A 16,018-nucleotide genomic window follows, 5' to 3' on the forward strand; every position below is an offset into this window, starting at 1 on the left:
TGTGTAGCTTATTATGCATTCTTCTTTTGAAGCTTTCTTCCTAGATTTTGATCATCTTCTAAGTTAATCATACCTTCATCTTCACCAATCATTTGGTTAGCTATATCAATATTTGTTTCTTTTTGGTCAACAAACTCTCCTCCAACCGCACTCAAATAATCATGCTTAAACTGTTTCCATGCACCATCTGTTTCAAATACATGTCTACACGCTTCTTCTATAAAGTGTGCTGCTTCATCTATCTCTGCCCATTTTAAATACTCTCTAATTTCAGCAACTACACTTTCATCAACCTTTAAGTGTAGATCAACCTTACTCCCCTTCTCTTTCTCTTTATTTTTTATGAGGGACATACTACTCCTTTTTGATAACCATGTATTATAGTTAATCTGATAATATTGTGCTAAAGACGTGAGTAATAGCATCAGATAAATTATCAAAAGAATTATTTACTTTTCTTAAAATTCTTTTAAAATTGGCCCAAATTTTTTCTATAGGATTTAAATCAGGAGAATAAGCAGGAAGGTATAGTATCTGTATATCAAACTTCTCTGCTATTTTAGCCAATTTAGGAGACTTATGAAAACTAGCATTATCCATAACAACAGTAGTCTTTGGAATTAACTCAGGACATAAATGCTCTTCAAACCACTGATTAAAAATTTGAGTATCTGTATATCCAGTATACTCTAGCGGTGCTATAATCTTCTTTTCTAAATAGTTATAACCAGCAACTATACTTTTTCTCTGAGTTTGATAAGCAATAACTTCACCATAGCTAGGTTTACCAACAAGAGACCATCCTCTTAGTACAGACTGTTTATTATCCATACCCATTTCATCTAAATATACAAGTTTGTTAGGTTCAATAGTCTCAACAACCTCTATAAAACTTTGCCTATCTTGTTCTTTTCTTTGCTTATATTTAGGTGTCTTTTTTTAAAACTAAAACCAAGTCTGTTAAGACAATCATAAAATGTGCTTCTAGGTATTTCAGGAGCTAATGCTTCTCTAATATCTAAAGCCATTGCATCTGGATATGTTCTTAAGTAGCTTTCTATCGCTTCCTTATCTGTAAAGGTTGCTACTCTACCGCAACCCAAGCCTTGCTTAGATTTATAATCACCAGTTGTCTCGTATAAGTTTATCCAAGATCTAGTAGTACGGATATCTATATTAAAAAAATTACTTAGCTCTTTGTCTGTTAGGCCTTCTTTATATTTAGTTATTACGATATCTCTGAAATCTTGGCTATATGATGACATTTTTTCTAAATATTATAACATTATTGTCAAATAACTATCGGATTAACTATATGATCAAATATCCACATCAAAAACAAGTGATGATCTAAAAATCAAGTATATGAAGCTAGCTGATCCTGATAATGAGTTTGCAGGTCTATCCTCACTTTTTGATGATGTTGAAATAAATGATGAACTTGTTAAAAATATAGCAAATGTCCATATGGGATCATTGGTAAATGCAAACTCTCCAAGCGCGCTTTCTCAGGTGGAATTTAATAGATCAGTAGCTCGAGCCCTAAAAAGCTTAGTAACCCATATGGGTAAAAAAGGATTATTATAATCAAATTTCATTCTGCTAATTTCTTATAGTATTAGCCACAACTAAGATTTACTTTTTGTGAATTATTTTCAATTATACTCTCTATATAGATAGCAAGAGCTCTATGGGCATAACTAGTCGGATGAACCAAGTCTTCAAATAAATATTTACCACTATTTTTATGGCTTAGTGGGATGCACGTCAAAGCATTAGGACCATCAGAATTACATGCTGATTGGGTTACATTTGAGAAAAAATATTGTTTATTTTGAACTTTTATACATTTGTTTTCTACAATCTTTGAAAAAAACTTTTCTGCATCAACAATATTTACTTTAGATGGTAAAATATTATTTTCTAACTCATTATTAAATGCTACAGACAATGATCCAAACAGCTTGGTTTTAAGACTATTAAACTCTTTACCATTATTGGTTGCCTCTGGAATAATGCGTAAATTTGGCAAATTTATTATATAAATATTGCTAGCTTTTGCCCCATGCATTATTAAGTATTCAGAATCATAAGCAATATCTCTAGCTGCATTTTTCATCTTTTGTATTGCTCTTACAGGCTCAATATCATCTGTTATCAAATATTTTATTAGCAAAGTTATTTTATTTAATATAGATTCATTTTTTAAAAGATAATTAAGCTCTAAAAAGGCATTATTCGCACCACCCCAAATTATATAAATAGCATCAGGGTCGGCTTTATTGCTATATTGCTTTAGATAACTATCAATCTGGTTATATTTTTGTATGCCAACTTGGTTTTTTGGACATTTTTCATGCTTCCTTAATGGTCCAATAGGCGGTGGTATATACTCACCATGTTTTCCTAAGCCTTCACAAATTGTTGTAGCTCCTCCTGCTGCATAATTATCGCCGTTAAGTATTGGAGTAACTGATTTATTTATGTTTTGCGGTGGTGTAGATATATTATTAGCTACACTTATATATTCACCTATATTCATAGAAGCTAAAAACTGTGGCCACACAGTAGCATGTTTATCAGGACTAGTATAAGTTGCTTGCTTAATTACTAATGGGTGTTTTGACAGTAATGGCCAACTCTCATCAATATTATGAAAATTATTTGCATAGCCAGAATCACTTAGGCTATCACCAAAAATAAACACCTTTTGCTTAGTGTTGCCTGCAGCTGCACAAATAACAGTACAAAAAATTATAAAACTTAAAAAAAAATTGAGTTTCACAATATTGAAATTAAGTAGTTAATAAACTAATGCTACTTAAACAAATAAATAAAGTCGACATATAACAATAATATTTCTATTATTTTTAATTTAGAAACGAGCTTTCTCCAGCAGTTTTTTATAATTTTCCATATTATTTTTTTTAGACATATACAGTATGGAAAAAACACTAATAAAAATAGCAAAGAAAGGCAAATGAAATAAACAAAACAAAACAAAAAAGAGATTATAGATACACTACCACCTAAAAATAATTGCTGCGTGCTTTTACCGAAAAAACATGGAAGAGCCGATATGCACAAAACTATACCTTCTATTAAAAAGTTATACATTTTAATATGTGTTTTTAGCTTTAAATTGTGACAATAATAACAACAGCTAACAATAGCTGCAACTAAAATATATTTTTTCATACTAAATTTATATAATTTTATTACTTGAAAAATAATCTCTTGTCCTTAAGTATATAAGTAAGAAACTATAGTTTAGGGGAAAAATGGATATAAATAAATTTACTACGAAATTACAAGAAGCTATTGCTGAAGCCCAATCTTATGCATTCCAGCAAAAAGCTACTGAATTTACATCCGCACATTTATTAAAAGCTTTATTAGAACAAAACGATAGTGTAGTAATATCTATTTTAAGTGTCTGTGGAGTTAATACCAAAGAATTTATAAAAACTGTAAATGATCTAGTGAATGATGTAGCTATACTAACTGGTGAGACTAATCCTCAAATCGGCCCAGCAAGAGATTTAATAAAAACTTTACAAACAATGCAAAGCCTAGCAAAGAAAAATGATGATGAATTTATCTCAAGTGAAATTTTCTTGTTGGCATCTGTAGAGGATAAAAGTTTAATTAATTTATATAATAAATTCGGAATTACCAAAGAGAAAATAATAAACGCAGTAAATGATTATCGAGGGGGAGAAAAAGTGAGTAGTCAAAATCAAGAAGATATAAAAGGTGCCCTAGATAAATATACTGTTGATTTAACAGACTTAGCTAAGAAAGGAAAAATTGATCCTATTATTGGCAGAGATAGTGAGATCCGTAGAACTATACAGGTACTACAAAGAAGGACAAAAAATAATCCCGTACTAATAGGTGAACCAGGTGTTGGTAAGACAGCTATTGTAGAAGGATTAGCTCAGAGAATTATTAACAATGAAGTTCCTGAAGGTGTTAAAGGCAAAAAAGTATTATCACTAGATATGGGGGCCTTATTAGCAGGAGCTAAATTTAGAGGTGATTTTGAAGAGCGTTTAAAATCTGTTTTAAAAGAGTTATCAAAACAGGAAGGGAATGTCATCTTATTTATAGATGAATTACATACTATGGTTGGCGCTGGGAAATCTGAAGGCTCTATGGATGCTGGAAATATGCTTAAGCCAGCTTTAGCAAGAGGAGAGCTAAAGTGCGTAGGTGCAACGACTTTAAATGAGTATCGTGAATATATTGAAAAAGATTCTGCATTAGAGAGAAGATTCCAAAAAGTATTGGTAGATGAGCCTACGGTTGAAGACACTATAGCTATATTAAGAGGCTTAAAAGAAAGGTATGAACTCCATCACGGTGTAAATATTACTGACTCAGCCATTGTAAGTGCTGCAACTTTATCTCATAGATATATAACAGATAGACAATTACCAGATAAAGCTATAGATCTAGTTGATGAAGCTGCAAGTTTGATTCGTATGGAAATTGACTCCAAACCAGAAGCTATGGAGACCTTGTACCGTAGAATTATACAGCTTAAAATGCAACGAGAACAATTAAAGAAAGAAAAAGATGATGCAACTAAAAAACGTCTAAAAATCCTTGAAGAAGAGATTAAAGGTTTAGAATCTGAATATAAGGGTTTTGAAGAGCTATGGAAAGCTGAAAAGCTTAAGATGCAAGGTGCTAGTAAGCTAAAAGAAAAGCTTGAGAAGGCAAAGTTTGAACTTGAAAAATGCCAAAGAATTGGTGACCTTACAAAAATGTCTGAATTACAATATGGTGTAATTCCTGAATTAGAAACTCAGATTAAGCAAATAGAGGAAACTGAAGCTGAGCCTACTGATAATAAATTAGTAAGGACATCTGTTACAGAGAATGAAATTGCTGATGTGGTTTCAAAAGCTACAGGCATACCAGTATCTAAAATGATGGAAGGTGAAAAAGATAAACTTCTAAATATGGAAGGCTTTTTGCATAAAAGAGTAATTGGTCAGGATCAAGCAATAAAAGCTGTTTCTGATGCTGTTAGGCGATCTCGTTCTGGCTTATCTGATCCTAATAAGCCAATTGGATCATTTATGTTTTTAGGTCCAACAGGTGTTGGTAAAACTGAACTTACGAAAGCTTTAGCTGAATTTTTATTTGATGACGAGAATGCAATGCTTAGAATAGATATGTCAGAGTTTATGGAAAAACATTCTGTCGCCAGATTGATTGGTGCTCCTCCTGGATATGTTGGTTATGAACAAGGTGGCTATCTAACAGAGCATGTTAGAAGAAAACCTTACTCTGTAATATTACTTGATGAGGTTGAAAAAGCTCATGCAGATGTATTTAACGTGCTATTACAAGTGCTCGATGATGGTCGCCTAACTGATGGTCAAGGTAGAACTGTAGACTTTAAAAATACTGTAATCGTGATGACATCTAACCTTGGCTCACATAAGATACAGGAAATGCAAGATCAAGATTATAAAGCAGTAAAATCTGCTGTAATGGAAATGGTACTAAGTCACTTTAGACCTGAGTTTATTAATAGGATTGATGATACTGTAGTATTTGAACCATTAGATAAAAAAATGATAGCTTCAATTGCTAAGATTCAAATCAAGCGTTTAGAGAAGCGTTTGACGGATCTGCACATAGGTTTAGAAATCACAGCGGAAGCTATGGCTAAACTAGCAGATGCTGGATTTGACCCTATATTTGGAGCTAGACCACTCAAACGTGCTATCCAAAATAATTTAGAGAATCCTCTAGCTCTTAAAATTTTAGACGGTGAATTTAAGGCTGAAGAAACAATTATCGTAGATGTGGATAGCAATAATAATATCGTTTTCTCTAAATAAAAATTTCTTTGTTGATACTAACTTAAAAAATATATAGTCTTCTCTAAACAATAATAATCCTTCTTCAGTAAAATAATGAATAATACACAAAATATATCAAAGGCCTTAATATTTTTACTAGCTATTGCATGTGGAATAATTGTAGCAAACATTTACTACTCTCAAACTATTATCTTAACAATAAGCCAAACTCTAAATATGCCACTAAAGGATTCGGGCTTTATAGTTACTATAACTCAACTAGGCTATGGGATAGGACTATTATTTATAGTTCCCCTTGCTGATAAGTATGAAAATAAAATGTTAATTATTTCTCTTATATTACTTTCAATCATAGTAACAATTAGCATAACAATGACTTCCTCTTCTTTTCTTTTTCTAATTACTTCCTTGCTACTAGGATTAAGTGCAGTTGCAGTACAAGTAATAGTTCCTTATGTATCTCATTTAGTACCAGATACAGTAAGAGGTCGAGTTGTAGGTAATGTAATGAGCGGTTTAATGCTTGGTATTATGCTATCACGACCTATTTCAAGTTTTATAAGTGAATTTTTCCCTTGGCAGACTGTTTATATTTTATCTGCTGTATTAATGCTTTTGCTAGCTATAGTTATATTAATAAAGCTGCCAAAGCGACAGCCAAAAAGTTCTCTCAAATATTTAGATATTCTGAAATCTATGAAATCTATCATAATTAATGAACCCACTCTCCGTAGAAGAGCTATATATCAGGCTGCAATGTTTGGTTGTTTTAGTTTGTTCTGGACAGCATCTCCCTTATTGTTACTAAGCCCTATATTTAATTTTAACCATCAAGGTGTTGCACTGTTTGCATTAGCTGGTGTTGCTGGTGTAATTGCAGCACCATTAGCTGGACGTATGGCCGATCAAAACAAAGTTAAAAAAGGAACTATCTATGCAATAACTATAGCTATAGTTTCTTTTGTTGTTACATTACTCTGCCAATCTGGATCAACCATATCTATTTTAATTTTGACAGCAGCTGCAATATTAATTGATTTTGCTACAGCATTAAACTTAGTACTAGGCCAAAGAGAAATCTTTCTACTTAATCCTAAGCTTAGAAGTCGTATTAATGGTATTTATATGGCTACTTTTTTTCTAGGAGGATCTATAACCTCAGCCTTAGGATCATGGATTTTTGTATCTTTTGGATGGGTTGGTATTGTAATAATAGGCACTCTAATATTAGCATCGGCTTTTATTTATTTCATAACAGAAAAAAGCATCTCTTCAAAAGAAAATTTACCATACTAATAAATCTCTAAACATTCAAAATCTATTTAACTTTATTTTTTATACTAGGCTTATACTTAGCATTACCGATAAAGGAATTTGCCTTATGTCATTTACAAATTTAAAAGATGCTACATCAGCGGAGCTTAAAGCTATCGCCAAAGAACAAGAAAAAGTGGCTAATCATGTAATTGATCATGTCATATCTAGCTTAGAATTACTAAAAAATGACTTTGCAGGATTTTCTATTGATAGGTATGATCGCTATCTTCAGACAGCAACATGCGCTTTTAAAGATGGAATGGATGATGAATATGTAGTTTGATACATGATATCAGAGACGTGCTAGCCCCTTATAATCATGGCAAATTCGCAGCTTAAACTATTACAACCATATATCTCTGAGAAAAACTATTTTATGGTAAAGCATCATGGATTATTCCAAGGTTATTATTTCTGGGGCAAAATAGGATTAGATAATATAGTTAATCCGATAGTTATTTGACAATAATGTTATAATATTTAGAAAAAATGTCATCATATAGCCAAGATTTCAGAGATATCGTAATAACTAAATATAAAGAAGGCCTAACAGACAAAGAGCTAAGTAATTTTTTTAATATAGATATCCGTACTACTAGATCTTGGATAAACTTATACGAGACAACTGGTGATTATAAATCTAAGCAAGGCTTGGGTTGCGGTAGAGTAGCAACCTTTACAGATAAGGAAGCGATAGAAAGCTACTTAAGAACATATCCAGATGCAATGGCTTTAAATATTAGAGAAGCATTAGCTCCTGAAATACCTAGAAGCACATTTTATGATTGTCTTAACAGACTTGGTTTTAGTTTTAAAAAAAGACACCTAAATATAAGCAAAGAAAAGAACAAGATAGGCAAAGTTTTATAGAGGTTGTTGAGACTATTGAACCTAACAAACTTGTATATTTAGATGAAATGGGTATGGATAATAAACAGTCTGTACTAAGAGGATGGTCTCTTGTTGGTAAACCTAGCTATGGTGAAGTTATTGCTTATCAAACTCAGAGAAAAAGTATAGTTGCTGGTTATAACTATTTAGAAAAGAAGATTATAGCACCGCTAGAGTATACTGGATATACAGATACTCAAATTTTTAATCAGTGGTTTGAAGAGCATTTATGTCCTGAGTTAATTCCAAAGACTACTGTTGTTATGGATAATGCTAGTTTTCATAAGTCTCCTAAATTGGCTAAAATAGCAGAGAAGTTTGATATACAGATACTATACCTTCCTGCTTATTCTCCTGATTTAAATCCTATAGAAAAAATTTGGGCCAATTTTAAAAGAATTTTAAGAAAAGTAAATAATTCTTTTGATAATTTATCTGATGCTATTACTCACGTCTTTAGCACAATATTATCAGATTAACTATATAAGCTCTAATGATATATCCAGTATTTTTAAAGGAAGCGTTAGTAAGCTACCTAAAGTATTTAAAGCTGTTTGACAGATCTGGTCCAAACATTTAAGTCCTTGCGATATAACACTCAAACCTAATGCATCAAACATACTTTCCATACCTTCAAACGCTAAATGTATCGTATTATCAACAAATTTGACTGCAGTTTGAATGGCTTTCTCAACAGGATCAATAATATGATGCTCAATCCAGTGACAAGCATCTGATACAGCATGACCAATAGTATCAAAAATATTCTCTGGCATCATACTAGTTGAACTAGCTACTGGCTGTGTAGTAACCGATGAGTCTGTAATATTAACTTCAATACCTGCTGCTTGGGAATTACCCATAGAAATATGCGCTAATGGATCATCATCAGAACCCAATGACTGTATTGTAAGTTCAGCTGAAGTATCTGTGGTAGTTAGATGTTGACCTAATGCTTGATAATAACTACTTACTTGTTTATCGGCCTCTGATTTTGCTTTAGATATATATGATTTATATGGTAAATTAGCACTTTGTACTTGTGATAATGGTAACTTTGATAACCTCTGATGGGCAAATGCAGATAAATTGAAATTTTGCCAAGTTGCTGTTTGTGAGCTATTTATATCTAAAAACCTTGCATATACATAGCAGCCGATATCCTTGGCCTGAATCGCTAGATTAAGCTTACCTGTTGCTGACTTAATTTTAAAATAGATAGGACTATAGCGATCACTACGATAACTAGTATGTGTACTCATATCTATTATAGTCATTGGATATGGTGCTCTAATCTCGATATATTGACTATCACTTAATGCTGTTGGTTGGCCATTAACATCCTCTGGCACTATATTGAGATGATAAAATTTGCCCTTAGACTCCGTTGGCTTAGCTATTGGAGCATTATCATAAATCTCAAGCTTATCACTAACCCAAGTTTTTGTGATATATGTATTATGTGCAAGATATACTTGATCATTTTTAATATAAGCATATTCTGAATCCTCAGTAAACCTATCTGGTACATAGACCATATCAAAGTTGCCTAAACAAGTCGCTTTTGTAAAAATAGGCGTTTGTACGCCATTTATTGCTTCAAATACAGGCTCAATACCATATGGATCTGAGGTTTTTTGTTCTGTAGTACCATCAGTATAAAGTCCAGATTGGCGAGAAATCCACAGATTGCCTGTATTATCATGTAAAAATATACTGCTAAAGCCAACTCGATTTTTTGCTATAGACATGTTAATTATTGGAATCTTAGCTATTTGTGATAAAAATGGCATTATTTTTTCTTTATATGAATCCTTAGATGTTGATATTTTAGATGTTAATCCATACTGAGGTTGAGGCATATTAGGATTAGTATTAGTTTTAAAATCTAAACTTACTACCTTGCCATCATTAGTTAAACAAAGCTTTTGTTTTTGCACATTCCATAGGTCAGTATTAATATTAGTGCTAGAGATATCATTGAATTTAATTAGATAATCATGCTGATGACAAGCAGTCATAACAGGATCGTTTTCTGGCCAAGTTAAGTCTATTTCTCCTAAACTGAGTAACTTACTATTTCCTATAGAATAACACCAACTCTTTATGCCATTAAAACTTTCTTGCTGTATATTAGTAATATTTATAATTTTGGTAGCATACAATTCTTGATGATCATTTTTTTCATTTGAGGTGAAAGTAGAAGGAGGATTTCCAGCTCTATTAGTGGTATAAATAGTAATATGCCCATCCTCTATAATTGAATTTGACCAACTTAGCGTAATATCAAGTAAAGTTTGATTTAATTGATTATTTGATACATTATCCCCATAAATATACTTATTATGATTATTGGTTTCTGTCATATAATCTTGGATTAAAATTATCTCTCCATTTATGTTGTAGGTAATAATTAAAAACCCATGTTTCTTTGGCTCTGTATAAGATAAATAATAGTATACTTGGCCATTGATATCTTTATATTCTGCTACATTCTGATGAGTTACATTCCATGGTGATCCATATTGATCTTTAATTAAAGCCGCTATATCAACCATATGTGTTTCATCTTTATCAATAACAATTCTACCATTATCTTCATGACCAACCTGATGATGTAAAATACAAAAACATTTATTATTATGAGTCATAGTTAAAATCATTGATGTTGTCTGAATGACTCCAGAATTGCTGATATTTGACTCAGGATGAGTTGAGCCATACATCGCTGTAAATTTACCTGGCTCTCCATGATAATCTTTTGGATCAATTACCTCTTTAACCATACCACTACTAGGTCTAGAATTTGTTCCTTGTTTTGCTGGATTAGAATTTGTCTCATCATGATAGTAACGCTCTATCTTAGTCATTGTTGAATCAAACTGAAACCACTCAATATTACCATTATTAATTTTTTCATAATCATTTGCTGTAGTATTACTTGAATCTAAGCTAGTTGACTTAGTTTGAAAACCTTCAACTATGGCATGATGTAGTTGTTCTTTATTTAAATCAAATTCTTTGGCATAAACAACATCATCCATTAATTCTGCACTCGCGAACATTTTAGAAAATTTTATAGCAACTTTAGGTTGATTTTATGGCAGTTTTTATACTTTGAATAAAGCGGATTGAGAGATAAATTTAAATACATAAATTACGGATAAATATAGAAAATTTCACAGCAACTTTGTATTGATTTATAGCGATTCTTATAATTAAGATTTTTTGGTAATAGAAAAAGTCCAAAACCAAAAAATTAAAGCATAAACTCCCCACCATTCTACTATATTGTGATTTATTGTTGTTTGATCCATAAATACCGACCAAATAGCAAAGGCCGCTGTAATTACGATAGCTATCCTACGTAATACTAGAGGAAATTTATTTACTTTATCAGAATATTTATACTCTATAATTGTATACCAAACCTGACAAATACTCATTAATACAAAAAATATTGCAACACTTTTTAGGTGAACTGTCATCAAGGTTGATTGACCATCTATCACTGCCGTACCAATTACCAAACCTATACAACCCACAATAGCTAAAAAAAGCATTACTTTTCCTTGTTTGACTACAGATTTTTTATGATCACTTATTTCTACAAGCCATTGCTGTATAAAAAAGAATATAACCGCCATAAGTGTTGCTGTAGGTATCAAAACTGCTTTTAACATATATTTTTCATAAGATGAAAAACCTGCATGAGTAATGTCAGAGCAGCCTGAAATAAATGGATTACAAAGTGTATTATGGCCATCAGCTACAGATACAAGATAGGTTGCAAAAAATAAAATTGCTACTGATATAGTCGTAGCTGCAATAAGTTTTTTTGGATCAAATTCTACTTTCATTTCTTCTTAAAATTAATATAGCTTTTACGCTTATAGTACCATTAGTTTACCAACATTTCTAACTTTGAAGCTAAGATAAGTATATATCAATACAAAACGAATAATATTTACCTTTTTATTATCTATGTTATAATTTGTGAGTTTATTTATAAAGTAAAGCAAAAACGAAAGGATTTATAAAATGCCGTTTGTAGTTACTGAAAATTGTATCAAATGTAAATATGGTGATTGCGTTGAGGTCTGCCCCGTAGATTGCTTCTATGAAGGTCCAAACATGTTGGTAATCAACCCTGATGAATGCATAGACTGCGCACTATGTGAACCAGAATGCCCTGCCGATGCTATCAAATCTAGCGATGACTTAACAGAAAATCAAGAGCAGATGCTCGATATTAACAGAGAGTTATCAAACATCTGGCCTAATATAGTTGAAAAGTGTGACCCCTGTGAAGATGCAGATAATTGGGCATCTGTACCTGATAAATTAAAATATCTAGAAAAATAGCTTCATTCCCTTTCTTCCTTCATTTTATTTATTTTTTTATCGGCAGATTTACCTAAAAAGTGTATAATAGTGTAGATAAAAAATCAGGCCTTAATTTATGAGGCGTTAGTTTTATATAAAACTATTTTTTAACAAAATTGTATGGAGACTATTTGATGAAATCTTTTCTTAAAAAGATTTGGAATATTCTGATGTGGGTACGAATGACAGCGTTTCATCTTTATTCTTATGCTGTGATTGGCGGATGTTGTATCCTTATAAATATTTTCACCTTCTTGAGGTTACCTTTGGCTTGGAGAATGGCTGTTTGTTTTGTCTGGACATACCTTTACTGGCTCGGTATGTTAGTTTTTTTACAGGTCTATATCCGAGTAACAGGAAAGGTAAATATAGACAAAGACTATCCTTCTATATATGTATCAAAACATCAGTCTATGCTTGAAACCTTTATGTTTTATGGCTTTGTTGGTAAATGCCATTTTATTATGAAAAAAGAGCTTTTTGAAGCACCTATTTTTGGCCCTGCAATGAAAAATCTAGGCAGCATAGCTATTGATAGAGATAAACCAAGAGAATCTTTAAAAAAAGTTGTTACAGACGGCAAACAAAGCTTAGCTGATGGTATAAATGTTGTAATATTCCCCGAGGGCACTCGAGTAGAGGTTGGAGAATATCCAGAATTTCAACGTTCAGCTATGAAATTAGCTTCTGATGCTAATGTATTCATCATCCCTGTAGCCCATAATTTTGGAAGATTCTTCCCTAAAAAATGGGGCGATGTTATAAAACCTGGTATAGCAAGGATGGACTTTGGTAAAAGAATAGCTCCGAACGATTTTGATTCAAAAGGTCTAACAAAATATTGTCATGAAATAATAACTGAAAAAACAAAAGGATTTAAAGGTTAAATAAAAAGGATTTTTAAAGGATGAAAAAAATTATTCATCTACTGCTAGTAGCTAGAATGCAAGCCTTCAAAATATATGCTTATTTTGTATTACTTTTTTGTTGTATTTTAATGAATACGGTCGGCGTATTAGGAGCATCGCTAAAAGTTAGACTTTTTGTATGTTGGATCTGGTCATGCTTATATAGATTAGGATCACTCATACTGCTACAAATTTATGTAAAAATAGATGGTAAAGAAAATATACCTGACTATCCTTGTATATATATATCAAAACATCAATCAATGCTCGAAACTTTTGTGTTTTATGGATTAGTACGCAAATGTTGCTATGTAATGAAACAAGAGCTTTTAGAAAAACCTATTTTTGGTAAAACAAATCAGTTTGCAGAAGCAATAGGTATAGATAGAAACAAAGGACTATCAGCCATTAAAAAAGTCATTAAAGATGGTAAAGATAGGGTCATAAATAAAAACCTTAGTATCATTATATTTCCTGAAGGCACTAGAGTTACGGTTGGAGAATACCCCAAATTTCACCGTTCTGCTATGAAATTAGCAAAAGTGACAGGTGTTCCAATAATTCCAGTTGCACATAATTTTGGAGCCTACTTTGGGCGCAAAAAAGGTGATATCATAAAACCTGGTATAGCCCGTATGTCTTTTGAAAAAGCTATTGATCCAAATAATTTTTCTGTAGTAGAATTAACAGATATGTGCTATGACATTATAAATAATAAAACCAAAGCTTTTGGTGGCTAATCTATAAAGAAAAATCCGCAATAATTGGATTATGATCTGAAATTTTTTGACAATCTAAAGCACAAGCTCTTCCAAGCTTTAAACCTCTATATAATATAAAATCTAAATGATTATTTTGAAATGACTTGATCAAATTTGCCTCTTCTAAATAAGCAACTTTGAAATTGAATTCTCTGCAAAAATCTTTAATTAATTTAATACGTTTTCTATTCCAAGTATTAAAGTCTCCAGCTATTACTATTGGGTATTTATATTCTTTAGGGCTTATATATTCTTTTATTTTTTCAAACTCATACTCATATACTTTATTGCTCTTAAAATTAATAGCGTGAATATTTACCACAACAATTTTTGTATTATTTATATTAAAGTGTGTTATTAATGAAGCTTTATGTGTATTTATAACTGATTCACGATGCGTCGTAAGGATTTTAACATTTTTGATAACAGGATAATGACTTACTGTTGCAACTCCATAATTATGTGAACGAAGTATAATATTAGAAGCAAAATTTATATCAAAATTATCTACTGGAAACATTGTACCTTGGTGATAAACAGCCTCCTGCAAGCAAAATATATCAATCTTATGCTTAGAATAAATATTTCTAATATATGACTTAAAAATTTTAGGGTCTTTATGATCTATTTTATAAGAATTCCAGCTCATCAAGCAGAATCTCTGTATCTGATCTTGATTCAAACTTACCTCTACAATAAAGTTATTAAAAATCTACTATATAACTATATTATATATAAAAAATTAAAAATCATATGTATTAGTTAAGGATTCTAACAATAAATCTAAGACAATATAACTTTAAAAAAACCTAGAAATTTTATTCCAAAAAAATTTTATTAATATCAATAAATAATTTACTTATGCAAGTATATGTATATAGTATGCATATTAATAATCTAAACTATTAATTTAATTAAAGGATAAACTTAAAATTTAAATATAATAAACAAAAACTACTTGCCATTGTATTGACCCTATTTGGGTCATTAACACAAGGATTCTCTACAACAATCAATCAGACATCTAGCCCTCTTAAAATGTTATAGGTTTTTTTCAATCTAGTGTAGATGCAAAGACAGTAACCTAAAGTGTAAGTGGTAGCTTTGATACTATATACACTGTCAATTAACAAGTGAACAAAAAATCCTTACTATTAGTTGGCCTAGTAGAGGACTAAGATCTTATGCCCATGAGCAAGGTGGCTTTTTCAATGCTGATGCTATATTAAGAAATGCTCCTAGTAATGATAGTATAAGTTTATAGTTGTCAAGTTGAATCTTTGGCTTGTACTGCAACTTGTACAGTAACAGGTAACGGAAAGTTTGAGCTTCATAATGCTTTCAAGGAAGGTCTCATTTCTGTAACTGTATCAGATACCATGCATTTAGCTGACAGCAAAAAAGTTCTTGTTGGTTATACCGGTGGTATGATCCATTAATAGTAATTTTCTTTAAATTTTTGATGACAATATACAATTGTAAATATTGACCACTGATTTCAAATATCTTGAAATTTATCTATAATTTTCTTATTTCTATACACTATAGACAATAAAATGCAGACAAACCAGTGTTATGAATGATTACATGATTTGTACTCATATTGTTTAAACTATTCTTTTAGATATTTCTTATTATCTAAAAACTTAATAAAGATAAATGAATTGTGCAAACTCAAAAAATAAAATCTTTTGCTACGGAATCATACTAAAATTAATATTATCTAATCTAGAATAGATAATATTAATTGTAATTATAAGTAAAATATTATGTTATATTTAGGTCGTGAAAATATTAGTGAGATGGGTTATATAGTTAATCTGATAATATTGATGAAAAATATTCTCAAATTAAAGCTTTACGCTATAATTGTGTTAATCATAACCTAGAGGATTTAATAGGTAGAGATAAT

At 31.1% G+C, this 16,018-nt stretch carries 14 protein-coding genes; 8 read left to right on the forward strand and 6 right to left on the reverse strand.

The features are described 5' to 3' along the window. Window positions 1-11: 11 nt before the first annotated feature. Together ACR0PV_RS10510 and ACR0PV_RS10515 are read right to left on the reverse strand one after the other, a co-directional pair. Window positions 12-353 (reverse strand): hypothetical protein, encoded by a 342-nt coding sequence (locus ACR0PV_RS10510; protein WP_488172993.1) that lies wholly within the window; start codon window positions 351-353, stop codon window positions 12-14. Window positions 354-384: 31 nt separating this feature from the next. Next, a protein-coding gene (locus ACR0PV_RS10515; RefSeq protein ID WP_488172591.1) for an IS630 family transposase occupies window positions 385-1,265 on the reverse strand; the annotation gives its coding sequence in 2 pieces (ribosomal slippage) (window positions 385-941 and window positions 941-1,265; 882 coding nt in all). A 100-nt stretch (window positions 1,266-1,365) separates the two neighbouring features. Here ACR0PV_RS10515 and ACR0PV_RS10520 point away from each other — a divergent pair. Continuing rightward, a complete protein-coding gene (locus ACR0PV_RS10520) occupies window positions 1,366-1,587 on the forward strand; it encodes a hypothetical protein (RefSeq protein ID WP_488172994.1) in 222 nt (73 codons plus the stop codon). A gap of 31 nt (window positions 1,588-1,618) precedes the next feature. Here ACR0PV_RS10520 and ACR0PV_RS10525 read toward each other — a convergent pair whose 3' ends face one another. Next, window positions 1,619-2,785 carry an SGNH/GDSL hydrolase family protein gene (locus ACR0PV_RS10525; RefSeq protein WP_488172995.1) on the reverse strand — a complete coding sequence of 389 codons (1,167 nt, stop codon included), beginning with the start codon at window positions 2,783-2,785 and terminating at the stop codon, window positions 1,619-1,621. Window positions 2,786-3,281: 496 nt separating this feature from the next. Between ACR0PV_RS10525 and clpB the strand changes: the two genes are divergently transcribed. The 4 genes from clpB (at window position 3,282) to ACR0PV_RS10545 (ending at window position 8,530) form a co-directional block, all read left to right on the forward strand. After that, a complete protein-coding gene (clpB, locus tag ACR0PV_RS10530; RefSeq protein ID WP_488172996.1) occupies window positions 3,282-5,861 on the forward strand; it encodes an ATP-dependent chaperone ClpB in 2,580 nt (859 codons plus the stop codon). 75 nt (window positions 5,862-5,936) lie between these two features. Then, window positions 5,937-7,139: an MFS transporter gene (locus tag ACR0PV_RS10535; protein ID WP_488172997.1), complete on the forward strand. Its 1,203-nt coding sequence runs from the start codon at window positions 5,937-5,939 to the stop codon at window positions 7,137-7,139. Window positions 7,140-7,224: 85 nt separating this feature from the next. Continuing rightward, on the forward strand, window positions 7,225-7,443 hold the full coding sequence (locus ACR0PV_RS10540; RefSeq protein ID WP_488172998.1) for a hypothetical protein: 219 nt from the start codon (window positions 7,225-7,227) through the stop codon (window positions 7,441-7,443). A gap of 206 nt (window positions 7,444-7,649) precedes the next feature. Further along, window positions 7,650-8,530, forward strand: a protein-coding gene (locus tag ACR0PV_RS10545) for an IS630 family transposase (protein WP_488172987.1) whose coding sequence is annotated in 2 segments (ribosomal slippage) — window positions 7,650-7,974 and window positions 7,974-8,530 — 882 coding nt in all. Because the reading frame shifts where the segments join, the coding sequence is not laid out codon by codon here. Here ACR0PV_RS10545 and ACR0PV_RS10550 read toward each other — a convergent pair. Together ACR0PV_RS10550 and ACR0PV_RS10555 are read right to left on the reverse strand one after the other, a co-directional pair. Then, on the reverse strand, window positions 8,531-11,116 hold the full coding sequence (locus ACR0PV_RS10550; protein WP_488172999.1) for a hypothetical protein: 2,586 nt from the start codon (window positions 11,114-11,116) through the stop codon (window positions 8,531-8,533). It abuts the gene before it with no gap. A 153-nt stretch (window positions 11,117-11,269) separates the two neighbouring features. Next, entirely contained in the window at window positions 11,270-11,911 is a 642-nt protein-coding gene (locus ACR0PV_RS10555) for a Frag1/DRAM/Sfk1 family protein (RefSeq protein WP_488173000.1), read from the reverse strand. 181 nt (window positions 11,912-12,092) lie between these two features. Between ACR0PV_RS10555 and fdxA the strand changes: the two genes are divergently transcribed. From fdxA to ACR0PV_RS10570, 3 genes are all read left to right on the forward strand, one after another. Continuing rightward, entirely contained in the window at window positions 12,093-12,416 is a 324-nt protein-coding gene (gene fdxA, locus ACR0PV_RS10560; protein ID WP_488173001.1) for a ferredoxin FdxA, read from the forward strand. 155 nt (window positions 12,417-12,571) lie between these two features. Then, the gene (locus ACR0PV_RS10565) at window positions 12,572-13,324 is read left to right on the forward strand and encodes a lysophospholipid acyltransferase family protein (protein WP_488173002.1); all 753 of its coding nucleotides are present in this window, start codon (window positions 12,572-12,574) and stop codon (window positions 13,322-13,324) included. A gap of 20 nt (window positions 13,325-13,344) precedes the next feature. Next, the gene (locus ACR0PV_RS10570) at window positions 13,345-14,085 is read left to right on the forward strand and encodes a lysophospholipid acyltransferase family protein (protein ID WP_488173003.1); all 741 of its coding nucleotides are present in this window, start codon (window positions 13,345-13,347) and stop codon (window positions 14,083-14,085) included. 1 nt (window position 14,086) lies between these two features. Here ACR0PV_RS10570 and ACR0PV_RS10575 read toward each other — a convergent pair whose 3' ends face one another. Continuing rightward, on the reverse strand, window positions 14,087-14,803 hold the full coding sequence (locus tag ACR0PV_RS10575; RefSeq protein ID WP_488174003.1) for an endonuclease/exonuclease/phosphatase family protein: 717 nt from the start codon (window positions 14,801-14,803) through the stop codon (window positions 14,087-14,089). Between the last annotated feature and the right edge of the window lie 1,215 nt (window positions 14,804-16,018).

It is taken from the genome of Francisella sp. AG1 (assembly GCF_057683165.1).